This window comes from Nocardia sputorum, from assembly GCF_027924405.1.
Lineage (GTDB): Bacteria > Actinomycetota > Actinomycetes > Mycobacteriales > Mycobacteriaceae > Nocardia > Nocardia sputorum.
In genome coordinates this window covers 2,179,922-2,203,683 of sequence record NZ_AP026978.1, presented here as the reverse complement: position 1 = coordinate 2,203,683, position 23,762 = coordinate 2,179,922, and the positions used below count along the sequence as shown (strand labels likewise).

Annotated in this window: 25 protein-coding genes and 1 pseudogene; 7 read left to right on the top strand and 19 right to left on the bottom strand. The window is 69.7% G+C overall.

Annotated features, from left to right (window positions below):
* The first annotated feature begins 37 nt into the window (after nucleotides 1–37).
* From QMG86_RS10260 to QMG86_RS10250, 4 genes and pseudogenes are all read left to right on the top strand, one after another.
* Entirely contained in the window at nucleotides 38–886 is an 849-nt protein-coding gene (locus tag QMG86_RS10260) for an SDR family NAD(P)-dependent oxidoreductase (RefSeq protein WP_281879116.1), read from the top strand.
* A 132-nt stretch (nucleotides 887–1,018) separates the two neighbouring features.
* Nucleotides 1,019–1,246: pseudogene (locus tag QMG86_RS33545) on the top strand (YbfB/YjiJ family MFS transporter); the annotation flags it as partial.
* 59 nt (nucleotides 1,247–1,305) lie between these two features.
* On the top strand, nucleotides 1,306–1,506 hold the full coding sequence (locus QMG86_RS10255; RefSeq protein WP_281879115.1) for a YbfB/YjiJ family MFS transporter: 201 nt from the start codon (nucleotides 1,306–1,308) through the stop codon (nucleotides 1,504–1,506).
* A complete protein-coding gene (locus tag QMG86_RS10250; protein ID WP_281879114.1) occupies nucleotides 1,503–1,688 on the top strand; it encodes a hypothetical protein in 186 nt (61 codons plus the stop codon). Before QMG86_RS10255 ends, QMG86_RS10250 begins: the two co-directional genes overlap by 4 nt.
* Here the strand turns inward: QMG86_RS10250 and secG are convergent.
* The 3 genes from secG to QMG86_RS10235 all read right to left on the bottom strand — a co-directional run bounded on the left by secG (nucleotide 1,675) and on the right by QMG86_RS10235 (nucleotide 4,523).
* Nucleotides 1,675–1,908 (bottom strand): preprotein translocase subunit SecG, encoded by a 234-nt coding sequence (gene secG, locus QMG86_RS10245; protein WP_039798855.1) that lies wholly within the window; start codon nucleotides 1,906–1,908, stop codon nucleotides 1,675–1,677. The two genes, QMG86_RS10250 and secG, sit on opposite strands and share 14 nt — an antisense overlap.
* A 61-nt stretch (nucleotides 1,909–1,969) precedes the next feature.
* A complete protein-coding gene (locus QMG86_RS10240) occupies nucleotides 1,970–3,568 on the bottom strand; it encodes an MFS transporter (RefSeq protein ID WP_281879113.1) in 1,599 nt (532 codons plus the stop codon).
* Between the two features lie 10 nt (nucleotides 3,569–3,578).
* The gene (locus tag QMG86_RS10235) at nucleotides 3,579–4,523 is read right to left on the bottom strand and encodes a DMT family transporter (protein ID WP_281879111.1); all 945 of its coding nucleotides are present in this window, start codon (nucleotides 4,521–4,523) and stop codon (nucleotides 3,579–3,581) included.
* 286 nt (nucleotides 4,524–4,809) lie between these two features.
* On the opposite strand from QMG86_RS10235, the gene QMG86_RS10230 reads away from it, so the two are divergent.
* Nucleotides 4,810–5,592 carry an META domain-containing protein gene (locus QMG86_RS10230; protein ID WP_281879110.1) on the top strand — a complete coding sequence of 261 codons (783 nt, stop codon included), beginning with the start codon at nucleotides 4,810–4,812 and terminating at the stop codon, nucleotides 5,590–5,592.
* Nucleotides 5,593–5,601: 9 nt separating this feature from the next.
* Here the strand turns inward: QMG86_RS10230 and QMG86_RS10225 are convergent, their stop codons facing one another.
* The 10 genes from QMG86_RS10225 to QMG86_RS10180 all read right to left on the bottom strand — a co-directional run bounded on the left by QMG86_RS10225 (nucleotide 5,602) and on the right by QMG86_RS10180 (nucleotide 16,057).
* Complete coding sequence (locus QMG86_RS10225) at nucleotides 5,602–6,246, bottom strand: DUF1579 family protein (protein WP_281879108.1); 645 nt, start codon at nucleotides 6,244–6,246, stop codon at nucleotides 5,602–5,604.
* A gap of 144 nt (nucleotides 6,247–6,390) precedes the next feature.
* On the bottom strand, nucleotides 6,391–7,176 hold the full coding sequence (tpiA, locus tag QMG86_RS10220; protein WP_281879107.1) for a triose-phosphate isomerase: 786 nt from the start codon (nucleotides 7,174–7,176) through the stop codon (nucleotides 6,391–6,393).
* Nucleotides 7,177–7,178: 2 nt separating this feature from the next.
* Complete coding sequence (locus tag QMG86_RS10215; protein ID WP_281879106.1) at nucleotides 7,179–8,393, bottom strand: phosphoglycerate kinase; 1,215 nt, start codon at nucleotides 8,391–8,393, stop codon at nucleotides 7,179–7,181.
* A 5-nt stretch (nucleotides 8,394–8,398) separates the two neighbouring features.
* Nucleotides 8,399–9,418, bottom strand: a complete 1,020-nt coding sequence (gene gap / locus QMG86_RS10210) for a type I glyceraldehyde-3-phosphate dehydrogenase (protein ID WP_281879104.1) — start codon at nucleotides 9,416–9,418, stop codon at nucleotides 8,399–8,401.
* 206 nt (nucleotides 9,419–9,624) lie between these two features.
* Nucleotides 9,625–10,608 carry a DNA-binding protein WhiA gene (gene whiA / locus QMG86_RS10205; RefSeq protein WP_159837678.1) on the bottom strand — a complete coding sequence of 328 codons (984 nt, stop codon included), beginning with the start codon at nucleotides 10,606–10,608 and terminating at the stop codon, nucleotides 9,625–9,627.
* Nucleotides 10,599–11,645, bottom strand: a complete 1,047-nt coding sequence (locus QMG86_RS10200) for a gluconeogenesis factor YvcK family protein (RefSeq protein WP_043693713.1) — start codon at nucleotides 11,643–11,645, stop codon at nucleotides 10,599–10,601. Before QMG86_RS10200 ends, whiA begins: the two co-directional genes overlap by 10 nt.
* Nucleotides 11,642–12,622 (bottom strand): RNase adapter RapZ, encoded by a 981-nt coding sequence (rapZ, locus tag QMG86_RS10195; RefSeq protein WP_281879103.1) that lies wholly within the window; start codon nucleotides 12,620–12,622, stop codon nucleotides 11,642–11,644. The genes QMG86_RS10200 and rapZ overlap by 4 nt, the downstream gene beginning before the upstream one ends.
* A 111-nt stretch (nucleotides 12,623–12,733) precedes the next feature.
* Entirely contained in the window at nucleotides 12,734–14,743 is a 2,010-nt protein-coding gene (gene uvrC / locus QMG86_RS10190; protein WP_281879102.1) for an excinuclease ABC subunit UvrC, read from the bottom strand.
* A 57-nt stretch (nucleotides 14,744–14,800) separates the two neighbouring features.
* Nucleotides 14,801–15,226, bottom strand: coding sequence for a hypothetical protein (locus QMG86_RS10185; RefSeq protein ID WP_281879101.1), 426 nt, complete (start codon nucleotides 15,224–15,226; stop codon nucleotides 14,801–14,803).
* A gap of 141 nt (nucleotides 15,227–15,367) precedes the next feature.
* Nucleotides 15,368–16,057, bottom strand: a complete 690-nt coding sequence (locus tag QMG86_RS10180; protein WP_281879100.1) for an HAD family hydrolase — start codon at nucleotides 16,055–16,057, stop codon at nucleotides 15,368–15,370.
* Between the two features lie 211 nt (nucleotides 16,058–16,268).
* Between QMG86_RS10180 and QMG86_RS10175 the strand changes: the two genes are divergently transcribed.
* Nucleotides 16,269–18,161, top strand: coding sequence for a gamma-glutamyltransferase family protein (locus tag QMG86_RS10175; RefSeq protein WP_281880889.1), 1,893 nt, complete (start codon nucleotides 16,269–16,271; stop codon nucleotides 18,159–18,161).
* A gap of 87 nt (nucleotides 18,162–18,248) precedes the next feature.
* Here the strand turns inward: QMG86_RS10175 and QMG86_RS10170 are convergent, their stop codons facing one another.
* The 5 genes from QMG86_RS10170 to QMG86_RS10150 all read right to left on the bottom strand — a co-directional run bounded on the left by QMG86_RS10170 (nucleotide 18,249) and on the right by QMG86_RS10150 (nucleotide 22,081).
* Nucleotides 18,249–18,788 (bottom strand): GNAT family N-acetyltransferase, encoded by a 540-nt coding sequence (locus tag QMG86_RS10170; protein ID WP_281879099.1) that lies wholly within the window; start codon nucleotides 18,786–18,788, stop codon nucleotides 18,249–18,251.
* Nucleotides 18,789–18,856: 68 nt separating this feature from the next.
* On the bottom strand, nucleotides 18,857–19,357 hold the full coding sequence (locus QMG86_RS10165) for a PH domain-containing protein (protein ID WP_281879098.1): 501 nt from the start codon (nucleotides 19,355–19,357) through the stop codon (nucleotides 18,857–18,859).
* A gap of 2 nt (nucleotides 19,358–19,359) precedes the next feature.
* On the bottom strand, nucleotides 19,360–19,839 hold the full coding sequence (gene ribH / locus QMG86_RS10160) for a 6,7-dimethyl-8-ribityllumazine synthase (RefSeq protein ID WP_063017730.1): 480 nt from the start codon (nucleotides 19,837–19,839) through the stop codon (nucleotides 19,360–19,362).
* Between the two features lie 30 nt (nucleotides 19,840–19,869).
* The gene (locus tag QMG86_RS10155) at nucleotides 19,870–21,114 is read right to left on the bottom strand and encodes a bifunctional 3,4-dihydroxy-2-butanone-4-phosphate synthase/GTP cyclohydrolase II (protein ID WP_063017728.1); all 1,245 of its coding nucleotides are present in this window, start codon (nucleotides 21,112–21,114) and stop codon (nucleotides 19,870–19,872) included.
* Nucleotides 21,115–21,457: 343 nt separating this feature from the next.
* Nucleotides 21,458–22,081, bottom strand: a complete 624-nt coding sequence (locus QMG86_RS10150; RefSeq protein ID WP_281879097.1) for a riboflavin synthase — start codon at nucleotides 22,079–22,081, stop codon at nucleotides 21,458–21,460.
* A gap of 532 nt (nucleotides 22,082–22,613) precedes the next feature.
* Between QMG86_RS10150 and QMG86_RS10145 the strand changes: the two genes are divergently transcribed.
* Complete coding sequence (locus QMG86_RS10145) at nucleotides 22,614–23,084, top strand: hypothetical protein (protein ID WP_281879096.1); 471 nt, start codon at nucleotides 22,614–22,616, stop codon at nucleotides 23,082–23,084.
* A 6-nt stretch (nucleotides 23,085–23,090) separates the two neighbouring features.
* On the opposite strand, the gene rpe is transcribed toward QMG86_RS10145, so the two are convergent.
* Nucleotides 23,091–23,747: a ribulose-phosphate 3-epimerase gene (rpe, locus tag QMG86_RS10140; protein WP_159838228.1), complete on the bottom strand. Its 657-nt coding sequence runs from the start codon at nucleotides 23,745–23,747 to the stop codon at nucleotides 23,091–23,093.
* Nucleotides 23,748–23,762 lie beyond the last annotated feature (15 nt).

Below are 23,762 nucleotides of genomic sequence, written 5' to 3'. Positions count from 1 at the left end.
AGAACACGTTATCGTTTCACGGTAATGTTCCGGTTTCGTGAGCGGAATACCCGAGAGGCTCGAAGGCAAGGTCGCGGTGGTCACCGGCGCCAGCCGCGGCATCGGCAAGGGGATCGCGCTGGAACTCGGTGCGGCGGGCGCCACGGTGTTCGTCACCGGGCGCTCGGCGGCGCAGGGACGGCTACCCGGCACCGTACACGCCACGGCCGCGGAAATCGATGCCGCGGGCGGTGTCGGCATCCCGTTCGTGTGCGATCACCGCGACGACGACGCGGTGGAGCGGTTGTTCGAGCTGATCCGCACCGAGCACGGCAGACTGGACGTGCTGGTCAACAACGTCTACAACTCCCCCGCCGCGGCACGCTGGCTGGGCAAGCCGTTCTGGGAGGTGCCGCCCGCGGCGTGGGACGAGTCGTTCGACGTCGGCGTCCGATCCCATTACGTGGCGAGCTATTTCGCCGCACCGCTATTGATCGAATCGGGCGGGCTGATCGTCAACATCTCCTCGCCAGGGGCACGCAGATACATGCACAACGCCGTGTACGGCGTCGCGAAATCCGCTCTGGACCGGCTCACCGCCGACCTGGCGCACAACCTCGCCGGCACCGAGGTGACCGTGGTCTCGCTCTGGCCCGGCATCGTGAACACCGAACTGCTGCAACTGGTTCCGGCCGACGCCGACGGCAGGCGGCTGGTCACGCTGCCCGGGGAGGGCACCTTCGACCTCGGCGACGCGCAGACACCCCGTTTCACCGGCCGCGCCGTCGTAGCGCTCGCCACCGACGCCGGGCGGCGCTCGCGCACCGGATTGCCCTGGCCGGTGGCCGATCTCGCCGAGTACTACGGGTTCACCGACATCGACGGCCGCATTCCGCGCGTCGACTGACTCCGTCAGAGCGCGCCGAGGAAGCGCTGCACCGAGCGCGGCGGGACCGGGCGCGCGCCACGCCAGATACAGCAGTCGGCGGGAATAGTCTTCGGCGGCATCGGTTTCGGCATCGCGTGGACCGGCCTGCCGGTGCTGGCGTTGCGACCGCTGGTCTCGTGGCAGCTTCTCTCGCTACTCTCCGCGGCGCTGACCGCCGCCCTTCTGGTTCCCGTGGCGCTCGAGATCCGCCCCGGGCACCGTGTCCCGCGCGGCGCCGCCCGCCGCTCGCGCACCTGGCGTGCCCTGCTGGTCACGTACTTCCTCGAAGGACTCGGGTACATCGTCATCGGGACCTTCTCGCTCGCGGCGGTGAGCGCGCAGCGCGGGCCGGTGACCGGCTCGGCGATGTGGGTCGTCGTGGGCGCGGCGGCCGCGCGGTGCCGTCCGTACTCTGGGCCGTGGCCGCGCGACGCTGGCCTACCGCGCTGCTGTTGGCTATCGCGTTGGTGGCGCAGTGGGTGTCGGCGGCGCTCCCGGCGTCGTCCGAAGCCGTCTGGGCCGTGGGTGCGGCGGCAGTGCTGTTCGGGGGGACATTCGTGGGAATCGTCATGCTCGCGATGCGGGTCGGCGCCGGTTGACCGACGTGGCCGCGGCGGCACCGCTGACCGCCGGGTACGGCGCCGGACAGATCCTCGGCCCCGTGGTGGTGACCCCGGTGGTCGGGACGAGTTATCCCGCCGCGTTCGTCATCGCCGCGACCGTGCTCGGTGCGGCGGCGCTCACGGCGGGCGCGGTGACCGCCGGAATCAGGCGAACTTGATCTCCAGGCCGATGCCGAGAATGGCGATCAGCCAGATGACGCCGGTGAAGATGGTGACGCGGTCGAGGTTCTTCTCCACGACGGTGGACCCGGACAGGCTGGACTGCACGCCGCCACCGAACAGGCTGGACAGACCTCCACCCTTGGCGCGGTGCAGCAGCACCAGCAGCACCAGCAGCACGCTGGTGATGATCAGGAGGATATCCAGGAACATCCGCATGCCGGACAGTGTATGCGGTCGGTGCGATCGCACCGAATCAGGCACTCGGCCGGAACCGGCGTCAGCGCCGGTCCACCGCGACCAGGTGGGTGACCTGGTCGCCCTCGGCGGCGCCGAACTTCGCGACGGCCTCTTCCCGCAGCTGATCCTGCGCGGTGAGCCGGACCTGATGCTGGTGCATGTGCTCGGCCCACGACCGTACGACGAACGCCTCGACGAAGCGGTCGACCACGCCGACGTCGCGATACAGACGCCATTCCATCGCGCCGGTGCGCTGCCGTGACCGGCCGACGAAGGCCATGGCGGCGAGGAATTCCTCGACGTCCTCCGGCGGCACGTCGTAACTGCGCAGGATCAGCACCGGACCGTCGTCGGGATCGGGCACGACCGCCAGCTCCGGTTCCGGCCAGAACGCCGAAGGTGTCAGGTCGAGCACCTCGGGGTCGTTCCGGATGGGCAGCCACACCGTGCTCACCGCGCAGAACGCCAGCAGCGCCGCCGCCCACAGCAGCGCGGGTACCGAGCCGATCGCGTCGGCGACCAGACCCCAGACCAGCGAACCGATCGCCTGTCCGCCCATGAACACCAGCAGGTACACCGACAGCCCACGCGCCCGCACCCAGGCGGGCAGCAGCAGTTGCATGGTCGAGTTCATGGTGGACATCGCCAGCAGCCACGCCAGCCCCGCGAACACCAGCAGCACCAGCACCACCGGCAGCACGCGCAGCAGCGCCGTGCCCGCCGTCGCCGCTCCGAACAGGATCGCGGCGATGGTCAGCCGCTGTGTCGGGGTCAGCCACGCCCGCAGTCGGGACAGCGCCGCCGCGCCCAGCACCGCGCCGACGCCGAGGGCTCCGAGCATCAAGCCGTACCCCGACGACGACAGCCCGAGCCGGTCGCGCGCGATCACCGGCAGCAGCGCCCACACCGCGCTCGCGGGCGCGATGAACAGGATCGAACGCAGCAGCACCCGGCGGATCGCGGGCGCCGCGCGGATGAACCGGGTGCCGGCCTGCAGCGCTGCCAAAGGGCGCTCGGTGGGCAGGCGCCGGTCGGTCGCCGGCCGGCGCCAGACCGTCAGTACCGCGACGATCCCGACGAACGACACCGCGTTCAGCGCGAACACCAGCGTCGGCCCGGACAGCGAGACCAGCGCGCCCGCCAGCGCGGGTCCCACCGCCCTGCCGATGTTGATGTTCATGCTGCCCAGCGCGGACGCCGCCGGGATCTGCTCGCGCGAGACCAGTTCGGGTTGGATCGCCTGCCAGGCCGGCGCGGTCAACGCCTGGCCGCAACCGAGCAGGAACAACAAGGTGAGCAGCACCGTGGGCGTGGTGTGGCCCGTCGCCGTCGACACGGCGAGCAGCAGGGCCAGTACCGCCATCGTGGACTGGGCGCCGAGCAACAGCCTGCGCCGGTCCACCAGGTCGGCGATCACCCCGGACGGGATGGCAAGCAGCATCACCGGAAGCGTGATGGCGGTCTGCACGAACGACACCAGCGCCGCCGCGTTGGGCTGGTCGACCATGATCCATTGCGCGCCGACGGTCTGCATCCAGGTGCCGAGATTCGACACCAGCTGCGCCACCCACAGCGCGCGGTACACCGGTGCCCGCAGCGGCGCCCAGGTGGAGATCGGGGTCGTCGCGGCAGTTGTCACGCGCCGAAGCTTAGTCGCGGCGACGACGCCGCCCTGACGCCGCGTCCGGCCCCTGGTCCGCCGTACGCGCCGCTGTCGCGGCCAGCAGCAACGCCACGATCAGCAACGCGGCCCCGACCAGCCCCGGCACCGTGAGGCGTTCGCCCAGGACCACCGCCGCCAGCGCCGCACCCGTGAGCGGTTCGAGCAGGGCCAGCACCGCGGCGATGCCAGGGCCCGCCTCCGACAGCCCACGGAAGTACAAGGTGTAGGCGACCGCCGTGGGCGCGAGCCCCAGCATCAGAACCAGCGCGAGACCGGCAGGCGTCGGGTCGAACGTCAGCCCGCCCAGTGCGGCGAGCGGAACGAGCAGCACCGCGCCGCCGGTGAACCCGAGGCCCGTCGTGGTCATCGCGTCCAGCCCGGGCACCGGCGCCGCGTTGAGCACGGTGACCGTCGCGAACGCCACCGCGGCCACCGCCGCCAGCGCCGCGCCCACCAGTAACGCGCCCGCACCGGCACGGCTGGTCGGCGCGCCGACCAGCAACGCCAGTCCGCCCAGGGCGATGCCGATCGTCACCGCGCGGCGCCGGTCCACCGCATGCCGGCCGGTGACGTGCTCCAGCCCCGCGACGACCACCGGCGACATGCCGATCGTGATCAGTGTCGCGAGGCTGACCGACGACGCCGCGACAGCGCCGAAGTAAGCGGCCTGGAAGACCGCGGCGAGCACCGCGACCGCGCCGATCCGGCGCCAGGCCGACGGATCCCGCGGCCACGGCCGCCGCGTGCCCATGAGCAGGACCACCAGCAGCAGTCCGCCGACGGCGAGGCGGCAAGTGGCTACCGAGACGGGCGGCAAACCGGTGGCCCGATGGACCAGCGTGCCGAGCAGACCGCCGGTACCCCAGAGGAATCCGGCGCCGATGAGGTGGACCACCCCGGAACGGGCGGCAGAGGACACAGATGAGGACATGAAGAATCGCGCTCCTGCGACGAAAGGGATGGGGTCGCGGAAGCGAGGTGCGCGGCGATGCCGAAAAGAGCGCGCCCACCACACGGGGGCGCGCTGGATACCTACACCTCGCTCAGGAGGCGGGCGGCGGGGTGATCGGGAAGCATCGGTGCACGGCACAGATCGTAATACGGCGCGGGCCTAGTCATCCCATGAGTCCCGGATCCGGCGCTGTAGCGGGCCGTCGGCAGGCCGATGAGGCCGGTGCGAACTCCGTGCGGCGGGCCGTCGTCGGTAGCATCGCCGCATGGCGGCACTCTTCGCGCGATCAGCACCGCTCGTCCTGGTCGCCCTCTGCGCGATCGCGGCGTGCTCGAGGGGAGAGCCGGATCGCGGCGGGGGCGAGCCGACCCCGGTGGGCCGCACCTTTCTCTCGACGGACGTCGAAGGCGCCCCGATTCCCGGCGGCGGCCCGTTGACGATCAGCTTCACCGAAGACCGGGTAGCGGCCGACGCGGGGTGCAACAAGTTCACCGGCGCGGTCTCTCTGGACGACCAGGTCCTGCGCGTCTCCGGCTTGGCCACCACCCTGATGGCCTGCGAGGACGAACGGCACGGCGCCGACGAGTGGCTCAGCGGCCTGCTGAATTCCCGGCCCAGCTGGCGTCTGGAGGGCTCGCGGCTCACCCTGCGCAGTCCCGACCGCACGGTGACCTTGCTCGACAAGAAGGTCGCTCGGCCGGACAAACCGGTCAACGGCACGGCATGGCAGGTCACCGCGCTCATCACCGACAACAGCAGTATCCGCTCGCGCGCTCTGGACGAGGCGCAGCCGACGCTCACCATCGCCGAGGACGGCAGCGTCTCCGGCAGCACCGGATGCAATCGCCTCACCGGCAGCGCCGAGGTGTCCGGTACGCAGATCACCTTCCGGATCGCCACCACGAAGATGCTGTGCTCGCCGGAGGTGATGGAGGTCGAGCAGTCCATGCTGAAGGCCATGGACGGCAAGACCACCGCCACGGTGGACGCCGAGACGCTGACCCTGCGCAACGACAACGGCGCGGGCCTGGTCCTGCACGCGCAGTGAGCGCGCCCGCTACTTCTTCCTGGTGAGCACGACGCGGTCGGCGATCCGCTCCGCTTCGCCGGGCGGCGCGAAATAGATCTCCATGACCACCCGGTCGGCCGACTCCAGCCGGATCAGCGTGCGCATCGGGATGGTCTTGCCGACGAACTGCGGGCCGAGCACGCCCGGATCGGTGAATTCACCGGCCATGACGATGTCGGCATCGCCGCCGCTGCCCTTCGCGCCCTTGTAACTCATCGTCATGGGCGTGATGCTGTCGACGGTCGTCCACTCGTAGCGGTTGTCGGTCGGTCCGAAACCGAGGAGTCCGAGCCGGTAATACGCACTGCTGCCGTGGATGTCCTCGGCTTCTTCACGCAGGAAATTGTTGCCGGTCTCGGCGATCCACGCCCAGCGTGAGACGATCTCCCGCTTGGTCGGGTTCTCCGCCGTGCCGCCGGCGACGAAGGTCGACTTGTCGCCCTTCCACTCCCCGACGAGTTGATCGAGCCTGCGATGTCCCGCGTCCTGCTGCTCCGGCCGCACCGGGATCGCCGCACTCGATGCCACGTCGTGGTGATCGTGATCGTGGGACGATTCGCCGGAACAGCCGACGAGGACGGCCAGCGTGAGTAGCGCTCCCGGAAGTGCGCGGGTCAGCTTGCGAAGCGTCACGAAAATCCTTGCCTGGCTGAGGGATCGAGCCCCGACATCATCGCACGAGCGGCGCACGCACAGCATCCGCGATCGCTCTCGGCGTAAACGGCACAGCCCGGTATCGCGGGAAGCGATACCGGGCTGTCGGATGTCGTGCCCTGCTCAGGGCAAGGGGCCGCCCGCGGCGATCGCGGAGAGGGTGGCGAATTCGTCACCCTTGAGCGAAGCGCCGCCGACCAAGGCGCCGTCGATGTCGCTCTGCGCGACCAGTTCTCCGACGTTCTTGGCGTTCACCGACCCGCCGTAGAGCACGCGGACGCCCGCCGCGACCTCAGGTCCGGCCAGCTTCTCCAACTCCCCGCGGATCGCGCCGCAGACCTCCTGCGCGTCGGCGGGGGTGGCGACCTTGCCGGTGCCGATCGCCCACACCGGCTCATAGGCGATGACGATCTTGGAGATCTCCTCCGCTGTCAAGCCTTTCAGCGATCCCCGCAGCTGCTCGAGGTTGTACTCGACGTGCGTGCCCGCCTCGCGGATGTTCAAGCCCTCGCCGATGCACACGATCGGGGTGATCCCGTGCTTCAACGCCTGCTTGGCTTTGGCGAGCACGGTGGCGTCGTCCTCGGTGTGGTACTGACGCCGCTCGGAGTGCCCGACCACGACGAAGGTGCAGCCCAGCTTGGCGAGCATGCTCGCGCTGATCTCACCGGTGTAGGCGCCCGACTCGTGCACCGAGACGTCCTGGCCGCCGTAGGTGAGCAGGAGCTTGTCCCCTTCGACCAGCGTCTGCACGCTGCGGATGTCGGTGAACGGCGGGATCACCGCCACGTCCACCTTGTCGAAGTACTTCTCCGGCAAAGCGAACGCGATCTTCTGCACCAGGGCGATGGCCTCGAGGTGGTTGAGGTTCATCTTCCAGTTGCCCGCGATGAGCGGTTTGCGTGCCATGTTCAGCCCTCCAACACCGCGATGCCGGGGAGTTCCTTGCCCTCCAAGTACTCCAGCGACGCGCCGCCGCCGGTGGAGATGTGCGAGAAACCGTCCTCCGGCAAGCCGAGCGCCCGCACGGCCGCGGCGGAGTCACCGCCACCGACCACGGTGAAGGCGCCCTTGCCGGTGGCGGTCACGATCGCCTCGGCCACCCCGCGGGTGCCCGCCGCGAACTTCTCGAACTCGAACACGCCCATCGGCCCGTTCCAGAAGACGGTCCGCGCCTCGGTCAGCAACGCCGAGAATCGGTCCACCGAATCCGGGCCGATGTCCAGGCCGAGCCAGCCGTCCGGGATCTCGTGCGCGGGAACCACTTTCGACTCCGCGTCGGCGGCGAACTTGTCGGCCACCACGATGTCGCGCGGCAGGTGGATGACGTCGGCGAACTGCTCGAGCAGCTGCTTGCAGGTGTCCACCATCTCCTCCTGCAGCAGCGAGGCGCCCACCGAAAGGCCCTGTGCCGCAAGGAAAGTGAAGCACATGCCGCCGCCGATCACCAGCGTGTCGACCTTCGGGGCGAGCGCTTCGATGACCGCCAGCTTGTCGGAGACCTTCGACCCGCCGAGCACGACGGCGTACGGCCGGTCCGGGTTCTCGGTGAGCTTGGCCAGCACGTCGACCTCGGCCGCGACCAGCGTGCCCGCGTAGTGCGGCAGCTGCTCGGCGACGTCGTACACCGACGCCTGCTTGCGGTGCACCACACCGAACCCGTCGGAGACGAACGCGCCGTCGTCGCCGACCAGCTCGACCAGCGCCGCGGCCAGCTTGGCCCGGTCGGCGTCGTCCTTGCTGGTCTCGCGCGGGTCGAACCGGATGTTCTCCAGCAGCAGCACGTCGCCGTCGGTGAGGCCCTCCGACCGCGCGAGCGCGTCCTGGCCCACCACGTCACCGGCGAGCTGGACGTTGCGACCCAGCTCCTCCGCGAGCCTGGCGGCCACCGGCGCCAGCGACAGCTTCGGGTCCGGGCCGCCCTTCGGCCTGCCGAGGTGCGCGGTCACGACCACCTTGGCGCCCGCCTCGGCGAGCGCCTTGATGGTCGGCGCCGACGCGACGATGCGGCCGGGGTCCGTGATCTGTCCGTTGTCGTCGAGGGGGACGTTCAGGTCGGAGCGCACCAGCACGCCCCGGCCCTCGACACCCTCGCCGAGCAGATCCGCGAGTGTCTTGACAGCCATGCGCGTCAGAGCGACTTGCCGACGAGGCCGATGAGATCGGCGAGACGGTTGGAGTAGCCCCACTCGTTGTCGTACCAGGACACGACCTTGACCTGGTCGTCGATCACCTTGGTCAGCGGCGCGTCGTAGATCGAAGAAGCCGGGTCGGTGACGATGTCGCTGGAGACGATCGGATCGGTGTTGTACTTGAGGATGCCCTTCAGCGGGCCCTCGGCGGCGGCCTTGTAGGCGGCGTTGATCTCGTCGATGGAGGCCGACTTGCGCAGGGTGGCGGTCAGGTCGGTGACCGAACCGGTCGGGACCGGAACGCGCAGCGCGTAGCCGTCCAGCTTGCCCTGCAGCTCGGGCAGCACCAGGCCGATGGCCTTCGCGGCGCCGGTGCCGGTGGGCACGATGTTCAGCGCGGCGGCGCGGGCGCGGCGCAGGTCGCTGTGCGGGCCGTCCTGCAGGTTCTGGTCCTGGGTGTAGGCGTGGATGGTGGTCATCAGGCCACGCTCGATGCCGAATTCGTCGTTGAGCACCTTGGCCAGCGGGCCGAGGCAGTTGGTGGTGCACGAGGCGTTGGAGATGATGTTCTGGCTGCCGTCGTACTTGTCGTCGTTGACGCCCATGACGATGGTGATGTCCTCACCCTTGGCCGGGGCGGAGATGATCACCTTCTTCGCGCCTGCGGCGAGGTGCCCCTTGGCCTTGGTGGCGTCGGTGAAGATGCCGGTGGACTCGACGACCACGTCGACGCCGAGGTCGCCCCACGGCAGCGCGGCGGGGCCCTCCTTGATGGCCAGCGCCTTGATCCGCTGGTCGCCCACCACGATGGTGTCGTCGCCGTCGAGCGAGACGTCCTGGGGCAGCCGGCCAAGGATCGAGTCGTACTTGAGCAGAGTGGCGAGGGTCGCGTTGTCGGTGAGGTCGTTGACCGCGACGATCTCGATGTCGGTGGTGCCGAGCGCCTTCTGCGCCTCCACCGCCCGGAAGAAGTTACGTCCGATACGACCGAAGCCGTTGATGCCTACCCGGACAGTCACGTTATCGCTCCTCAACTTTCCAGCGGATCATTCCGATGTCCACTCACACTAACGCCCTGCCGTGACCTCGCCGACACGCACCTGGCCTTTGCGCGGGCGCGATGCCTGGTCAGACGCCCGACCAACACGAATTCCGGCAGCCGGAACGCCACGATCCCCGCGGCCATCCGGGCCGCGGGGATCGTGGCGAGCGCGCGAACGCGGGATCAGGCTTCGTCGAGCAGTTCGGCCGTCACGGCCGACTCGGTGTCCGGCACGCCCAGTTCCTTGGCGCGCCGGTCGGCCATCGACAGCAGCCGCCGGATGCGGCCCGCGACGGCGTCTTTCGTCATCGGCGGGTCGGCGAGCTGACCGAGTTCCTCCAGCGACGCCTGGCGGTGCTGCACACGCAGCTTGCCCGCGGCGGCGAGATGGTCGGGCACGTCGTCGCTGAGGATCTCCAGCGCGCGTTCCACCCGGGCCGCCGCGGCCACCGCGGCCCGCGCGGAGCGGCGCAGGTTGGCGTCGTCGAAGTTGGCCAGGCGATTCGCGGTCGCGCGCACCTCGCGACGCAGCCTGCGTTCCTCCCACACCATGCGGGTGCCGTGCGCGCCCATCCTGGTCAGCAACGCGCCGATCGCCTCACCGTCGCGCACCACCACACGGTCGGTGCCGCGCACTTCGCGCGCCTTGGCCGTGATGCCGAGCCGCCGGGCCGCGCCGACCAGCGCCAGCGCCGCCTCGGGTCCGGGGCAGCTGACTTCGAGCGCCGAGGAACGTCCGGGTTCGGTGAGCGAGCCGTGGGCGAGAAACGCGCCGCGCCAGGCGGCTTCGGCGTCGGCGATGCTGCCGCCGACCACCTGCGCGGGCAGGCCGCGCACCGGACGGCCGCGCACGTCGAGCAGACCGGTCTGCCGGGCCAGCGCCTCCCCCTCCTTGGAGACGCGCACGACGTACCGGGAGGTCTTGCGCAATCCGCCCGCGCCGAGCACGTGCACATCGGACCCGTAGCCGTAGAGCTCGAAGATCTCCCGGCGCAGCCTGCGCGCGATGGACCCCATGTCCACCTCGGCCTCGACGATCACCCGGCCGCCGACGATGTGCAGGCCGCCCGCGAAACGCAGCAGTGCGGACAGTTCCGCCTTGCGGGAACTCACCTGCGACACCGTGAGCCTGCTCAGCTCGTCTTTCACATCGGCTGTCATCGCCACGGGACGCGCTCCTTTCCACCCAACCCGGAACGCACATCCTGACCCATGTGCCGTCCCTCGACTCGAAGCCCTGCCATTTGCGGCCGAGGTTGCCGGATCAGTTGATCCAGTGCGGCGGCAAGCTTTCCGGGGTGATGCCGGTCCGTTCCCGCTTCGGCGACATCGGAGAAGGTTACTCGTGCCCGCAACTGTTCGGCAGCCCTGGCCACATGTTCCCGCTCGCGGCCCTCCGGTACCGAGCCGGAGTCGACCAGCACCTCGTCGACGACGAATTCCGGTGCGTGCTGGGACAATACATGCAAATGCCGCTCCGCGGAGAACCCCGCGGTCTCCCCCGGCTCCGCGGCGAGGTTGAGCACCAGAACTTTCCGGGCCCTGGTGTATACCAGGGCTTCCCGTAGCTCCGGGACGAGGACGTGCGGGATCACGCTGGTGAACCACGATCCCGGGCCGAGCACCACGACGTCCGCGTGTTCGATCGCCGAGGTCGCCTCCGGACTGGCCGGTGGATCGGACGGAATCAGCCGCACTCGCCGCACCTTACCCGGCGTCGTCGCGATGGCAACTTGGCCGCGAATGCAGCGGCTCACCCGTGGATCCGCTTCCAATCCGGACACGTCCGCCTCGATGTCCAGCGCGATCGGCGACATGGGCAGCACGCGTCCGGTGATGCGCAACATGCGGGCGACCTCGTCGAGCGCGGCGACCGGGTCGCCGAGCACCTCGGTGAGCCCGGCCAGGATGAGGTTGCCCACGGAGTGCCCGGCCAGTGCGCCGGTGCCGCCGAAACGATGCTGGACCGTCTGTGTCCAGACGCCGTCGGCGTCCGCCGCGAGGGCCGCCAGCGCCATCCGTAGATCCCCGGGGGGCAGCACCCCCAGCTCGGCGCGCAGCCGACCCGAGGAGCCGCCGTCGTCGGCGACGGTGACCACGGCGCAGATCTTCCTGGTCAGCCGCCGCACCGCGGTCAGCGTCGCGTACAGGCCGTGTCCGCCGCCCAGCGCGACGATGCTCGGATTGGATTCCCACCCGGTCATTCGCGCCCCAGGTCTCGATGCACTACCCGGACCACATCGGCGGAGTCCTCCGGCCCGCCGGTGACCTCGCTCATCAACTCGCCCAGCGCCTCGGCAATCGCGACGCTCCGGTGCTTGCCTCCGGTGCAGCCCACTGCGACCGTCATGTATCGCTTCCCCTCTTGGCGGTAACCGTTCGTGGTCAGCTCGACCAGGTGGTGGCAGGTACGGAGGTAATCGTCCGCGCCGGGACGCGACAGCACGTACTCGCTGACCACCGTCTCCTGACCGGTGTGTTCCCGCAATTCCGGTATCCAATGTGGATTGGGTAGAAAACGCACATCCAACACCATGTCCGCGTCCAGCGGAACTCCGTACTTGAAGCCGAACGACTGCACGGTGAGCTGCAATGCGCTGGGCGCGCCGCCGCCGTAGGCCTCCTCCATCTTGCGGTGCAGCTGATGGATGGACAGTTCGGTGGTGTCGATCACCAGGTCGGCGGCCGCCTTCACGGCGGACAGCCGCACCCGCTCGGCGGCGATGCCGGCCGACAACGTGCCGTCCTTGCTCTCGCTCTGCAGCGGGTGCCTGCGCCGCGCGAAGCCGAAACGGCGGATCAGCACGTCGTCGGAGGCCTCCAGGAACAGCACCCTGGTGCGCACGCCCCGGGTCCGCAACTGCTCGGTGACCACCGACAGATCACCGGTGAAGAACCGGCTGCGCACGTCCATGACCAGCGCGAGACGGCGGATCGGCGGCTTCGCCGAAGCCCCCAGCTCCACCATCCGCCCGAACAGCTCCGGGGGCAGGTTGTCGGCCACATACCAGCCGAGATCCTCGAGCACGCGGGCGGCGGTGCCGCGGCCCGCGCCCGAGAGCCCGGTCACGATCACGACCTCGACCTGCGGGTTCGCCCCGCCGACGGCGCCGGACGAGGCGACTCGTCCCGCGCTCGTCGGCGGGTTGCCCGCACTGCTGTTCGATTCGACGCGTGTCATGTCCTACCGGATCCGTCTCTGGGGTGCCTTCCGATCATCGCGCACCGATTCCGGTATCGGCCGCAGACACAACGTACGCGAAACCGAATCTTCCGGTGCACTGTCGACTGACTATTCGGACTCGAGCGCCGCAAGGACCGCTTTCGCGGTCGCCACCCCGATCCCGGGCACCTCGGTGATCTCCTCGACCGTGGCCTGCTTCAGCTTGGCCACCGACCCGAAATGGGTGACCAGCGCGGTCCGGCGCGCCGTGCCGAGACCCGGCACCGAGTCGAGCGCCGAGGCGGTCATCCGGCGCGAGCGCTTGCTGCGGTGGAAGGTGATGGCGAAGCGGTGGGCCTCGTCACGGACCCGTTGCAGCAGGTACAGCGCCTCGCTGGTGCGCGGGAGGATCACCGGATCGCTCTCGCCGGGCACCCACACCTCTTCCAGCCGTTTGGCCAGGCCGATCACCGCGACGTCGGTGATGCCCAGCTCGTCGAGCACCTCGGCCGCGGCCGCGACCTGCGGCGCGCCGCCGTCGACGACGAACAAGTTGGGCGGGTAGGAGAACTTGCGCGGGCGTCCGGTGCGGGGATCGATGCCCGGCCGGGACGTCAGGTCGAGCGCCTCCTCGTCGCTTCCGGTCGCGGCGAGGTCGTCGTGCTCCATCATGTCGCGCTCACGGCGCAGTTTGAGGAACCGGCGGCGGGTCACCTCGGCGATGCTGCCGACGTCGTCGGACCGGCCCTCGCCGGCCGCCTCCCGGATCGTGTAGTGGCGGTACTCGGACTTGCGGGCCAGGCCGTCCTCGAAGACCACCAACGAGGCCACCACGTCGGTCCCCTGCACGTGGCTCACGTCCACGCACTCGATGCGCAACGGCGCGGTGTCGAGTTCCAGGGCGTCCTGGATCTCTTGCAGCGCTTGTGATCTCGACGTCAGATCACCCGCCCGCTTGAGCTTGTGCTGGGCCAGCGCTTCCATCGCGTTGCGCTGCACGGTCTCGGCGAGCGCCTTCTTGTCCCCGCGCTGAGGCACCCGCACCTTCACCGCCGAGCCGCGCAAGCCCGACAGCCACTGCTGGACCTGCTCGACGTCGGCGGGCAGCTCGGGCACGAGCACTTCGCGCGGCACCACGGCGGCGGGCAGGTCGTCGGCGGACTGCTCGGCCACCGCGACCTGCTCGCCGTAGAACTGGGTGAGGAACTGCTCGACCAGCGCGGCGAGCTCACCGCCCGCCTGCGGCACGTCGACCGCGTCACCCGACTTGTCGACCACCCAGCCGCGCTGGCCGCGCACCCGGCCGTCGCGCACGTGGAAGACCTGCACCGCCACCTCCAGCTCGTCGGTGGCGAAGGCGATGACGTCGGCGTCGGTGCCCGTGCCGAGCACCACCGCCTGCTTCTCCAGTGCCCGGCGCAGCGCCTGGACATCGTCGCGCAGCCGTGCCGCGGCCTCGAAGTCCAGGTCTTCCGCGGCCTCGTGCATGCGGCGCTCCAGCTCCCGGACCAAGCGGTCGGTGCGGCCGGCGAGGAAGTCGCAGAAGTCCTCGACGATCGCCCGGTGCTCCTCGGCGCTCACCCGCCCGACGCACGGCGCCGAGCACTTGTCGATGTAGCCGAGCAGACAGGGACGCCCGATCTGGTGGTGGCGCCGGAAGACGCCGTTGGAGCAGGTGCGCGCGGGGAACACCCGCAGCAGCAGATCGAGCGTCTCGCGGATCGCCCAGGCGTGCGCGAACGGGCCGAAGTAACGGACGCCTTTGCGGCGCGCGCCGCGGTAGACGAACAGCCGCGGGTATTCCTCGTTCAGGGTGACCGCGAGCACCGGATAGGACTTGTCGTCGCGGTAGCGGACGTTGAAGCGCGGATCGAACTCCTTGATCCAGTTGTATTCCAGCTGCAGCGCCTCCACCTCGGTGGAGACGACCGTCCATTCGACGCTCGCGGCCGTGGTGACCATCTGCCTGGTGCGCGGATGCAGGCCGGCGACGTCGGCGAAGTACGAGTTCAGTCTGCTGCGCAGGCTCTTGGCCTTGCCGACGTAGATGACCTGCCGATGGGCGTCCCGGAATTTGTAGACACCGGGTTCGACGGGGATCGTGCCCGGCGCGGGCCGGTACGTCGCTGGATCTGCCACCCATCCAGCGTATAGACCGCGACCGACAGCCCGGCTGACGGCGGCTGCGCGAAGCGGTCAGGGCACGGGAACGCCGAACCACGCCTTGGCTTCCGGGCGGCACAGCAAATGCACGACGGCCGCCGAGGTGGCGAGTGAATAGCCCGCGGCGACGACGCCGACGACGGGCGGGACGGCCGCGAGGTCCCGGACCGCCCAGCACCCGACGACCGCCTGCAGGAGCGCGAGCGCGAGCGTCAGCCTGCGCACGGCGGGCGCCCCCTCGGCGAAACCGAGCACGAGCAGACCCAGCGCCCAGGCCACACAGAACTGGGTGGATGCCGTGGCGGCCGCGTCGCCGCCGCGGGTCAGATTCATCAGCACGGGATAAGCGAGTCCGAACCCCGCCATCCCGGCGACGGCTTCCCGCACGTCCCGAACCGCCTCCGGCATGGCCGCTTCCACGCCGATCGACGGCTCCTCACCGGAGAACGCCAAGCTCACAGCCGTACCCCCGTTGGTACCGAACCTACCGGCGCACCTGCGATTACGCCGGAATCGCACCGTAACACGGTGACTTGCCCCACAACCGCGACTTCGGCAAATGAACCGGGCACCGCGCGGGCGTCCGCGTATCGGCCCGGGTTACTCCATCAGACCGTGCCGCCGTAGCGCGGCCAGCAGCGCGTCCGGGCGCTCGGTGGTCGGCAGGGCCTCGACCAGAGCGAACCGGCTGCCCAGCGCCTCGGCGCCGCCGTCGGCCTCGGCGCTGTCACCGATCATCAGCGCAGCCTCGGCGGGCACGCCCAGTTCACCCAGCGCGGAATGGAAGATCTCCGGATCGGGCTTCATGGCGCCGACCTCGAAGGAGAGGGTGAACGCGCCGACCAGCCGATCCCAGCCGCGCGCCGCGAACGACGGACGGATGTCGAACGGGATATTGCTCACCACCGCCACCGGAATCCCTTGGGCGGCCAAGCGATCGAGGACGGCCTCGCTGTCCGGGTACGGCGTCCACTCCAGCGGGTCGAGCAGCCGGGCGTACAGCCGCTCGGCGTCCTCGTCGGTGGGCACGCCCGACTCGCGCAGCACGCGCATCATCACCTTGCGATGCAGCGCCGGATCCAGGTCGCGGTGATCCCACGCATACTGCGTCTCGTCGTCGAAGTCGGCCACGTGGTCGACCGGCGCCGTCATCCGCCGCATGATCTCGGCCTTCTGGTCCACATCGAACGCCCGTCCGTCCGGACCGGTCAGATCCGCGTACCAGGATTCGTCGGCCTCCAGGCGGAACAAGGTCCCGGAGAAGTCGAACAGCACCGCCTCGATCGCCACCCGGCCAGCCTACCGACCGCTCGCGGCGCCCCGCCGGTCCGCGACGGCCGATTTCCGCCGCCTCGACCTCGACACACCCTGCCGCCAGGGCGATTTCGCCCCTGGGAAGGAAACCGGCGCGGCTGTCGGTGCCGGAGGTTAGAGTCCGGGCATGGGGCGCAAGCGAGGTACTTGGGTCGCCGCAGCGGCGGCGTTCGCACTCACCGTAGGAATGGCCACCGCTTGTTCGTCCGGCGAAAGCCAGGCGGGCGGGGTCTGCGAGACGGTTCCGAACGGCACGCCGGTGACGGCCACCGCGGCGGGACCGGCGAGCAGCGCCACCAAAGACCTGAGCACCAACCCGGAGATAGCGACGGGCTATCGCTCGAACATGACGCCGGTGCGCACGCACACTTTCGCGGTGTCGACGGCCAACCCGGTGTCCACCAAGGCCGCGTGTGAGGTCCTCCGCGACGGCGGCACGGCGGCGGACGCGCTGATCGCGGCACAGACGGTGCTCGGGCTGGTCGAACCGCAGGCGTCCGGAATCGGCGGCGGGGCGTTCCTGCTCTACTACGACGCGAACACCAGGACCGTGGACGCCTACGACGGCCGCGAGGTGGCTCCCGCGGCCGCCACCGAGAACTACCTGCGCTGGATCAGCGATGCCGACCGCACCGAGCCCAAACCGAACACGCGGGCCAGCGGCCGCTCCATCGGCGTGCCGGGTGTGCTGCGGATGCTCGAACTGGCGCACCGCGACCACGGCAAGACCGCGTGGCGCGAGTTGTTCGACCCTGCCATCGGACTGGCCGATCAGGGCTTCCCGATCAGTCCGCGTCTCGCGAGCCAGATCGCGGAGTCGGCCAAGGACCTCGCTGCGGACGAAGACGCCAAGGCGTACTTCCTGAACCCGGACGGCAGCCCGAAGACCGCCGAGACCGTCCTCACCAACCCGGCCATGGCGAAGACGCTCGGCGCGGTCGCCACCGATGGCGCGCAGGCCTTCTATACGGGCGCCATCGCCCGGGACATCGCCGCGGCGGCGGGCCGCTCCTCCGGCGGGCGCACCCCCGGCCTGATCACCACCGGGGACCTGGCCGGCTACCAGGCGAAGAAGCGCACCGCGTTGTGCACGGGCTATCGCGAGCACGAGATCTGCGGCATGCCGAGTCCCTCCTCGGGCGGCATCGCCGTCGCCGCGACCCTGGGCATCCTGGAGAACTTCGACCTGGCCACCATGCGGCCGGACAACATCGACCGCAACGGCGGCAAGCCGAACGCCCAGGCCGTGCACCTGATCTCCGAGGCCGAACGCCTGGCCTACGCCGATCGCAACAAGTACGTGGCCGACACCGATTTCGTCCCGCTGCCCGGCAATTCCGCCCAAACCCTGCTGAACCGCGATTACCTGCGACAGCGTGCCGGACTGATCGATCCGAACCGCAGTATGGGCACCGCGCAGCCGGGTGACTTCGGACCCGTGCCGCTGGGCGTCGGCCCGCAGCCGCCCGAGCACGGCACCAGCCACATCTCGGTGGTCGACAAGTACGGCAACGCCGCGGCGATGACCACCACCGTGGAGTCGGCGTTCGGTTCCTTCCACCTGGTCGACGGCTTCGTCCTGAACAACCAGCTCACCGACTTCAACGCCGATCCGCTGGGCGCGGACGGCGTGCCGATGGCCAATCGAGTGCAGCCGGGCAAGCGCCCGCGCAGTTCGATGAGCCCGACGCTGATCTTCGGCAAGGCCCCCGACGGCTCCCGCGGCGAACTCACCCATGTCGCGGGCTCTCCCGGTGGGTCGGTGATCATCCAGTTCGTGGTGAAAACACTGGTCAACATGTTCGACTGGGGCCTGGACCCGCAGCAGGCGGTGTCCGCGGTCGCGTTCGGCGCAGGCAACAGTCCGGCCACGGGGATCGGCGGGGAGCACCCGGCGATCGACGCCACGGACAACGGCGACCACGACCCGCTCGTGCTCCGGCTGCGCCAGCTGGGCCATCAGGTCTCGGTGGCACCGCAGTCCAGCGGTCTCAGCGCGCTCAAACGCAATGGCGCGGACGGCTGGATCGGCGGCGCGGACCCGCGCCGCGAAGGCGCGGTCCTCGGCGACACGCACTGAATCGGCCCCGGCAACGGGTACGGCAAGCGACCGATCGCCGTCGCTCCACCCCCGGCATCTCGAGGATCAGCATGCCGGGGGGAGCGATCACTTCTTCCGGATCATCGGATACACCACCGGACCCCCGTCGATCGGCAGCTCACCTTGCGGTTCGAACCCGAATCGCCGGTAGAAGGGCACCGTGCCGCTGGTATTCGAGATCAAGAAGCAGTCCTGTTCGGCCACCGACAACCGCCGTTCCAGCAGCGCGGTCGCCAGACCCCGGCCCCGGACGCCGGGCAGCGTCCCGATGGCCGCCAGGTACAGATGCGGCGTCGCCGGTCGCGCGTGCTCCATCCGTCGCCCGGCGGACAAGGCCCGCGCCGTGCCCAGCCCCAAGGCCCGTAGCAAGGTCAACGGCTTCGCCGTCGGCGACACCACGTTCGCCGGTTCCCACAGCGCCACACAGGCGAGGTCACCCGCGGCATCGTGTGCGAGGTCGACCAAGCCGTTCTTCCGGCGCGACGCGATGCGCGATTCCCAGAAGCCGGGCAATGCTTTCCGCCGCCGCGCCGATACCGGCCAGAAGTAGGTCATCAATGGATCGTCGGCGAACGCTGCCGCGAGGACGAAGGCACCCTGCTCCATACCGGCGAGGCTAGAGGGCTGTTCGAACGCACGCGAGCCAAGCGGGTGGGCGTACGGAACTCACCCGCTCACTTGCTCCCGGAATACTTCGCACCGAGTTCGCGCAACCGATCCATCGCCCGCGCCGCGTGCTCCTTGTCGTTCGAGCGGATCGCCAGCATCGGGACGTAGTCGTCATCGATCAATTCCAGACGAGCCCAGGACTTCCGATCCGGGAACGACACACCTCGGATGTAATCCCACGGGAAATCATTGTCCCCCAGTATGTTGCGCACCGACACGCCCCGTGCCCCGGCCCGCACCCTGGGTCTGGTCAGCAGCAGCACCGCCCCGGCGCCGAGCAGGCCGATCCCGATCATCGCGATCTGATCGGCCACCCGGAAATTGACGCCGGTCGACCCACTGCGCAGCCAGATACCGCCCACGGTGAACGCGGCCGCGACCAGCACCGCCACGATCCAAGCCGTCCGCACCGCGCGCCGGGGCCGCACCTCGAACTCCCATCCGGACGCCTCGCCGACCGCCGCGGGCGAGCCCGCGTGCCTCCGGAAGATACGGACCACCGGCATCGCTACGCGGACTGCCGCAAGGCGCGCAGCGTCAACGCGGCGTCCAATGCCGCGGCGGCCGCCTGCTCGCCCTTGTTCTCGTGGGATTCCGGCAGCCCGGCGCGGTCCAGGGCCTGCCGCTCGTTGTTGGTGGTGAGCACTCCGTTCGCGACCGGAGTGCCCTCGTCCAGCGAAACCCGGGTGAGCCCCGCGGTCACCGCGTCGCAGACATACTCGAAATGCGGTGTGTCACCGCGGATCACCACGCCGAGGGCCACCACCGCGTCGTGCGACTTGGCCAGCTCCTGAGCCACCACCGGCAGCTCCATCGCACCGGCGCAGCGCACCACCGTGATCTGCTGGACGCCCGCGTCCTTGGCCACCCGCTCGGCGTTCGCCAGCAGGGTGTCGCAGATCTGGGTGTGCCAGCGCGAGGCGACGATGCCCAAGGACAGGTCCTTGGCGTCCGCCAGCGCGAAGGTCGGTACCCCGGTACCGCTCATCGATGTCCGCCTTTCCGGTGTGTTCGCAGGTCAGTGCGCCGTCTCGCCGAGATCGAGCTCGTCGAGGCCGATCAGGTCGTGCCCCATCCGGTCCCGCTTGGTGCGCAGGTAGCGCAGGTTCTCCGCATTCGCGCGCAACGGCATCGGCACCCGCTCGGTGATCCGCAGGCCGTAGCCGTCCAAGCCGACCCGCTTGGCCGGGTTGTTGGTCAGCAAGCGCATCGAGCGAAGGCCCAGATCCACCAGGATCTGCGCGCCGGTGCCGTAATCGCGGGCGTCGGCGGGCAGCCCCAGTTCCAGGTTCGCGTCGACCGTGTCGTGGCCGGAGTCCTGCAGCTGATAGGCCTGCAACTTGTGCATCAGGCCGATCCCGCGCCCTTCGTGACCGCGCATGTACAGCACCACACCGCGCCCCTCGGCCGCGACCATCTCCAACGCGGCGTCCAGCTGCGGGCCACAGTCGCAGCGCAGCGACCCGAACACGTCACCGGTCAGGCACTCCGAGTGCACGCGCACCAGCACGTCCTCGCCGTCGCTGATGTCGCCGCGCACCAGTGCGACGTGCTCGACCTCGTCGTAGATGCTCTGGTAACCGACCGCCATGAACTCGCCGTGCGCGGTGGGGATGCGCGCCTCGGCGACACGCACCACGTGCTTCTCGTGCCTGCGCCGCCAGGCGATCATGTCGGCGATCGAGATCAGCGCGAGTTCGTGCTCGTCCGCGAAAACGCGCAGCTCCTCGGTGCGGGCCATGTGGCCCTCGTCCTTCTGGCTGACGATCTCGCAGATCACGCCCGCCGGACGCAAGCCGGCCATGCGCGCCAGATCCACGGCCGCCTCGGTGTGGCCGGGCCTGCGCAGCACGCCACCGTCCTTCGCGCGCAGCGGCACCACGTGACCGGGGCGCGTGAAATCGTCGGCCTTGGCGTCGGCGTCGGCCAGCAGCCGCATGGTGGTGGCGCGGTCCGCACCGGAGATACCGGTCGTCACACCCTCGCGCGCGTCCACGGAAACCGTGTACGCGGTGCCGTGCTTGTCCTGGTTCATCGCGTACATCGGCGGCAGGCCGAGCCGGTCGCAATCGTCACCCGTGAGCGGCACGCAGATGTAACCGGAGGTGTAGCGGATCATGAAGGCGACCAGTTCTGGGGTGGCCTTCTCCGCCGCGAAGATGAGGTCTCCCTCGTTCTCGCGGTCCTCGTCGTCGACGACGACGACCGCCTTACCGGCGGCGATGTCGGCGACTGCGCGCTCGATGCTGTCGAACCTGGTCACGTCTGCTGTGCTCCATCTCGAAATAGGTGCCTCACCACAGTACTGTGCTCGATTTGCCGCGACTGCGTCGCGGCGTGTTCGCGGCCCCCTCTTGGCTCGCGTCCGAGCGACCGCCGCTGGCGACTTCGTCGCGGACGCGGCGGCCGCTCGGACGCGAGCCGGGCCGCGAACGGCACATGCTCGGTCTCGCTTCGCTCGGACGACGCCGGGCCTGCCGCTCGACCGATCACCGCGACTCCTCGGGGCGGCTGGGCGGACAGCACTGCGGCACAGCTGCCTCGCGCGCGCCGGTGGCGCCGCGCACCCTCGTCCGGGTCGGCGCGGACGAGCGGAGCGGTCACGGTCAGCCGCGCTGCTGGAGGCGCTCGACGTACTTGGCGATCACGTCGACTTCCAGGTTGACGGTGGTGCCGACGGTGGCGAAGCCGAGGTTGGTCAGCGAGAGGGTGGTGGGGATGAGCGAGACCTCGAACCAGTCCCGGCTGCCCGCTTCGGCGGGTCCGTCGGAGACGCCGAGGCCGGAGACGGTGAGCGAGATGCCGTCCACGGTGATCGAACCCTTCTCCACCACGTAGCGGGCGATGTTCTCGGGAAGCGAGATCCGCACCACGTCCCAGTTCTCCGACGGGGTGCGCGAGAGCACGGTGCCGGTGCCGTCCACATGCCCTTGCACCAGGTGGCCACCGAGCCTGCTGTTCAGCGCCGCGGCGCGCTCGAGATTCACCTTCGCGCCGACATCGAGCTTGCCGATGCTCGAGCGGTTGAGCGTCTCCGCCATGACATCGACGGTGAAGGAGTCGCCGCCGACCACTTCCACGACGGTCAGGCACACCCCGTTCACGGCGATCGAATCGCCGTGCCCGGCATCGGAGGTCACCAGCTTGCCCTTGATCGTCAGCCGCGCGGCGTCGGCCAGCTGTTCGCTGGCGACGATCTCGCCGAGCTCCTCGACGATGCCTGTGAACATGTGCCCTGACTTCCTGTCGTCGTTGTCTTCCGGTTGCGCAACAGCGCGGAGACCGGCCGCTATTCCCGTGCCCTCAGCCTAGTGACGCGGAGTCGCGGTCGACAGCGGCGCGGGCCGCTCGGAAGCGGACCGCCGGGCGGGCCGAGCCATCCGGAACCGGCCGGTCCCATCCAAACTGGAACGAATATCGTCCACACGCGCCGCGCTCACCCCGGAACGAGGGATCGGATGATCATTCGAGACCTTCGCCGTACCGCATGAATCTACTTATCCCGTGGGGCGTTTGCCGATTTCTACTCGATACCCGAACGAAACGCGGTTATAACGCAGATTCCGCGCTCCGACGAGGCGGGAGGCGATATCGTTACGCGGCCGACTTCTCGCGTTCAACCTTTTCCGCCAGAGCAGTCCGTGAGCCGCTCCACCAGGGCATGTGGCGGTCGACCGGGAAGCCTGCCGCACGAGTTCACCCCTCGAAGAAAGCCGGAGAAACAGTGGAACAAATCGAGTCGGACACAGCTGGGGGCGCGGTGTGACCACATTTCTCGATTCGACGCCGGAAATTCGCTGCTCACGGTATCGGCGCGAATTCCAGCTCCCCGCGTCGATGGATCCGGGTTCGCATCGCATCCTGCTGCAGATCGGCGTCGACTACGGCGCCGTCACCATGCCCGCCGAACTCGGCGAGCAAGTGCTGCGCCAACTCGTTCAGGACGGAATCGCGGGCCCGGTCGTCGACCACCCGCGGGCCAGGCACTGGACCTTCCTCACCGGGCCCGCCGGGCCCGACGCGATCAGCCCGGCGGTCTCGGCCGAATTGTTCCGCCTGTACGCGGCGGTGGCCTGCACGGGCAGCCAAGTGGTGCTGCCGTCACCGGACGACGAGCGCACCGGATACCGCGTATGGATCCGGTCACCCGAGGCCGGGGCCCGCCGCCCGCCGATCAGCGCGGTGATCGAGACGATCCGTGCGATCGCGGCGCGTGGCAGTCGAGCCGGATAGCGCCGTTCAGTGGGCCCACGCCGAGGCCGCCTGGCTGCGCAACTTCTGCACGGTGGCCCCGGGGTCGGCCGTGCTGTAGACCGCGGAACCGGCGACGAAGCAGTCCACACCGGCCTCCGCGGCCGCCTCGATGGTGTCGGCGTTGATGCCGCCGTCGATCTCGACCAGCAGCCGCAGCTCCCCGGAATCGACCAGGTTTCGCACGATGCGCGCCTTCTGCAGGACCTCCGGGATGAACGACTGCCCGCCGAACCCCGGTTCCACGCTCATCACCAGGAGCGTGTCGAATTCGCGCAGGATCTCCAGGTACGGCTCGATCGGCGTGCCGGGCTTCACCGAGAGCCCCGCCTTGGCGCCCGCGGCGCGGATGTCGCGGGCCACCGCGATCGGATCGTCGGTCGCCTCCGCGTGGAAGGTCACATTGTGTGCGCCCGCCTCCGCGTACGGCGGCGCCCAGCGGCCCGGATCCTCGATCATCAGGTGGCAGTCCAGCGGAATCTCGGTCGCCTTCAGCAGGCTCTCCACCACGGGGAGACCGAGCGTGAGATTCGGCACGAAGTGCGCGTCCATCACATCGACGTGCAGCCAGTCGGCGCCTGCGACGGCCTGGGCTTCGTCCGCGAGGTGCGCGAAGTCGGCGGACAGAATGGAGGGGGCGATCATCGGAGCGGCCGGACG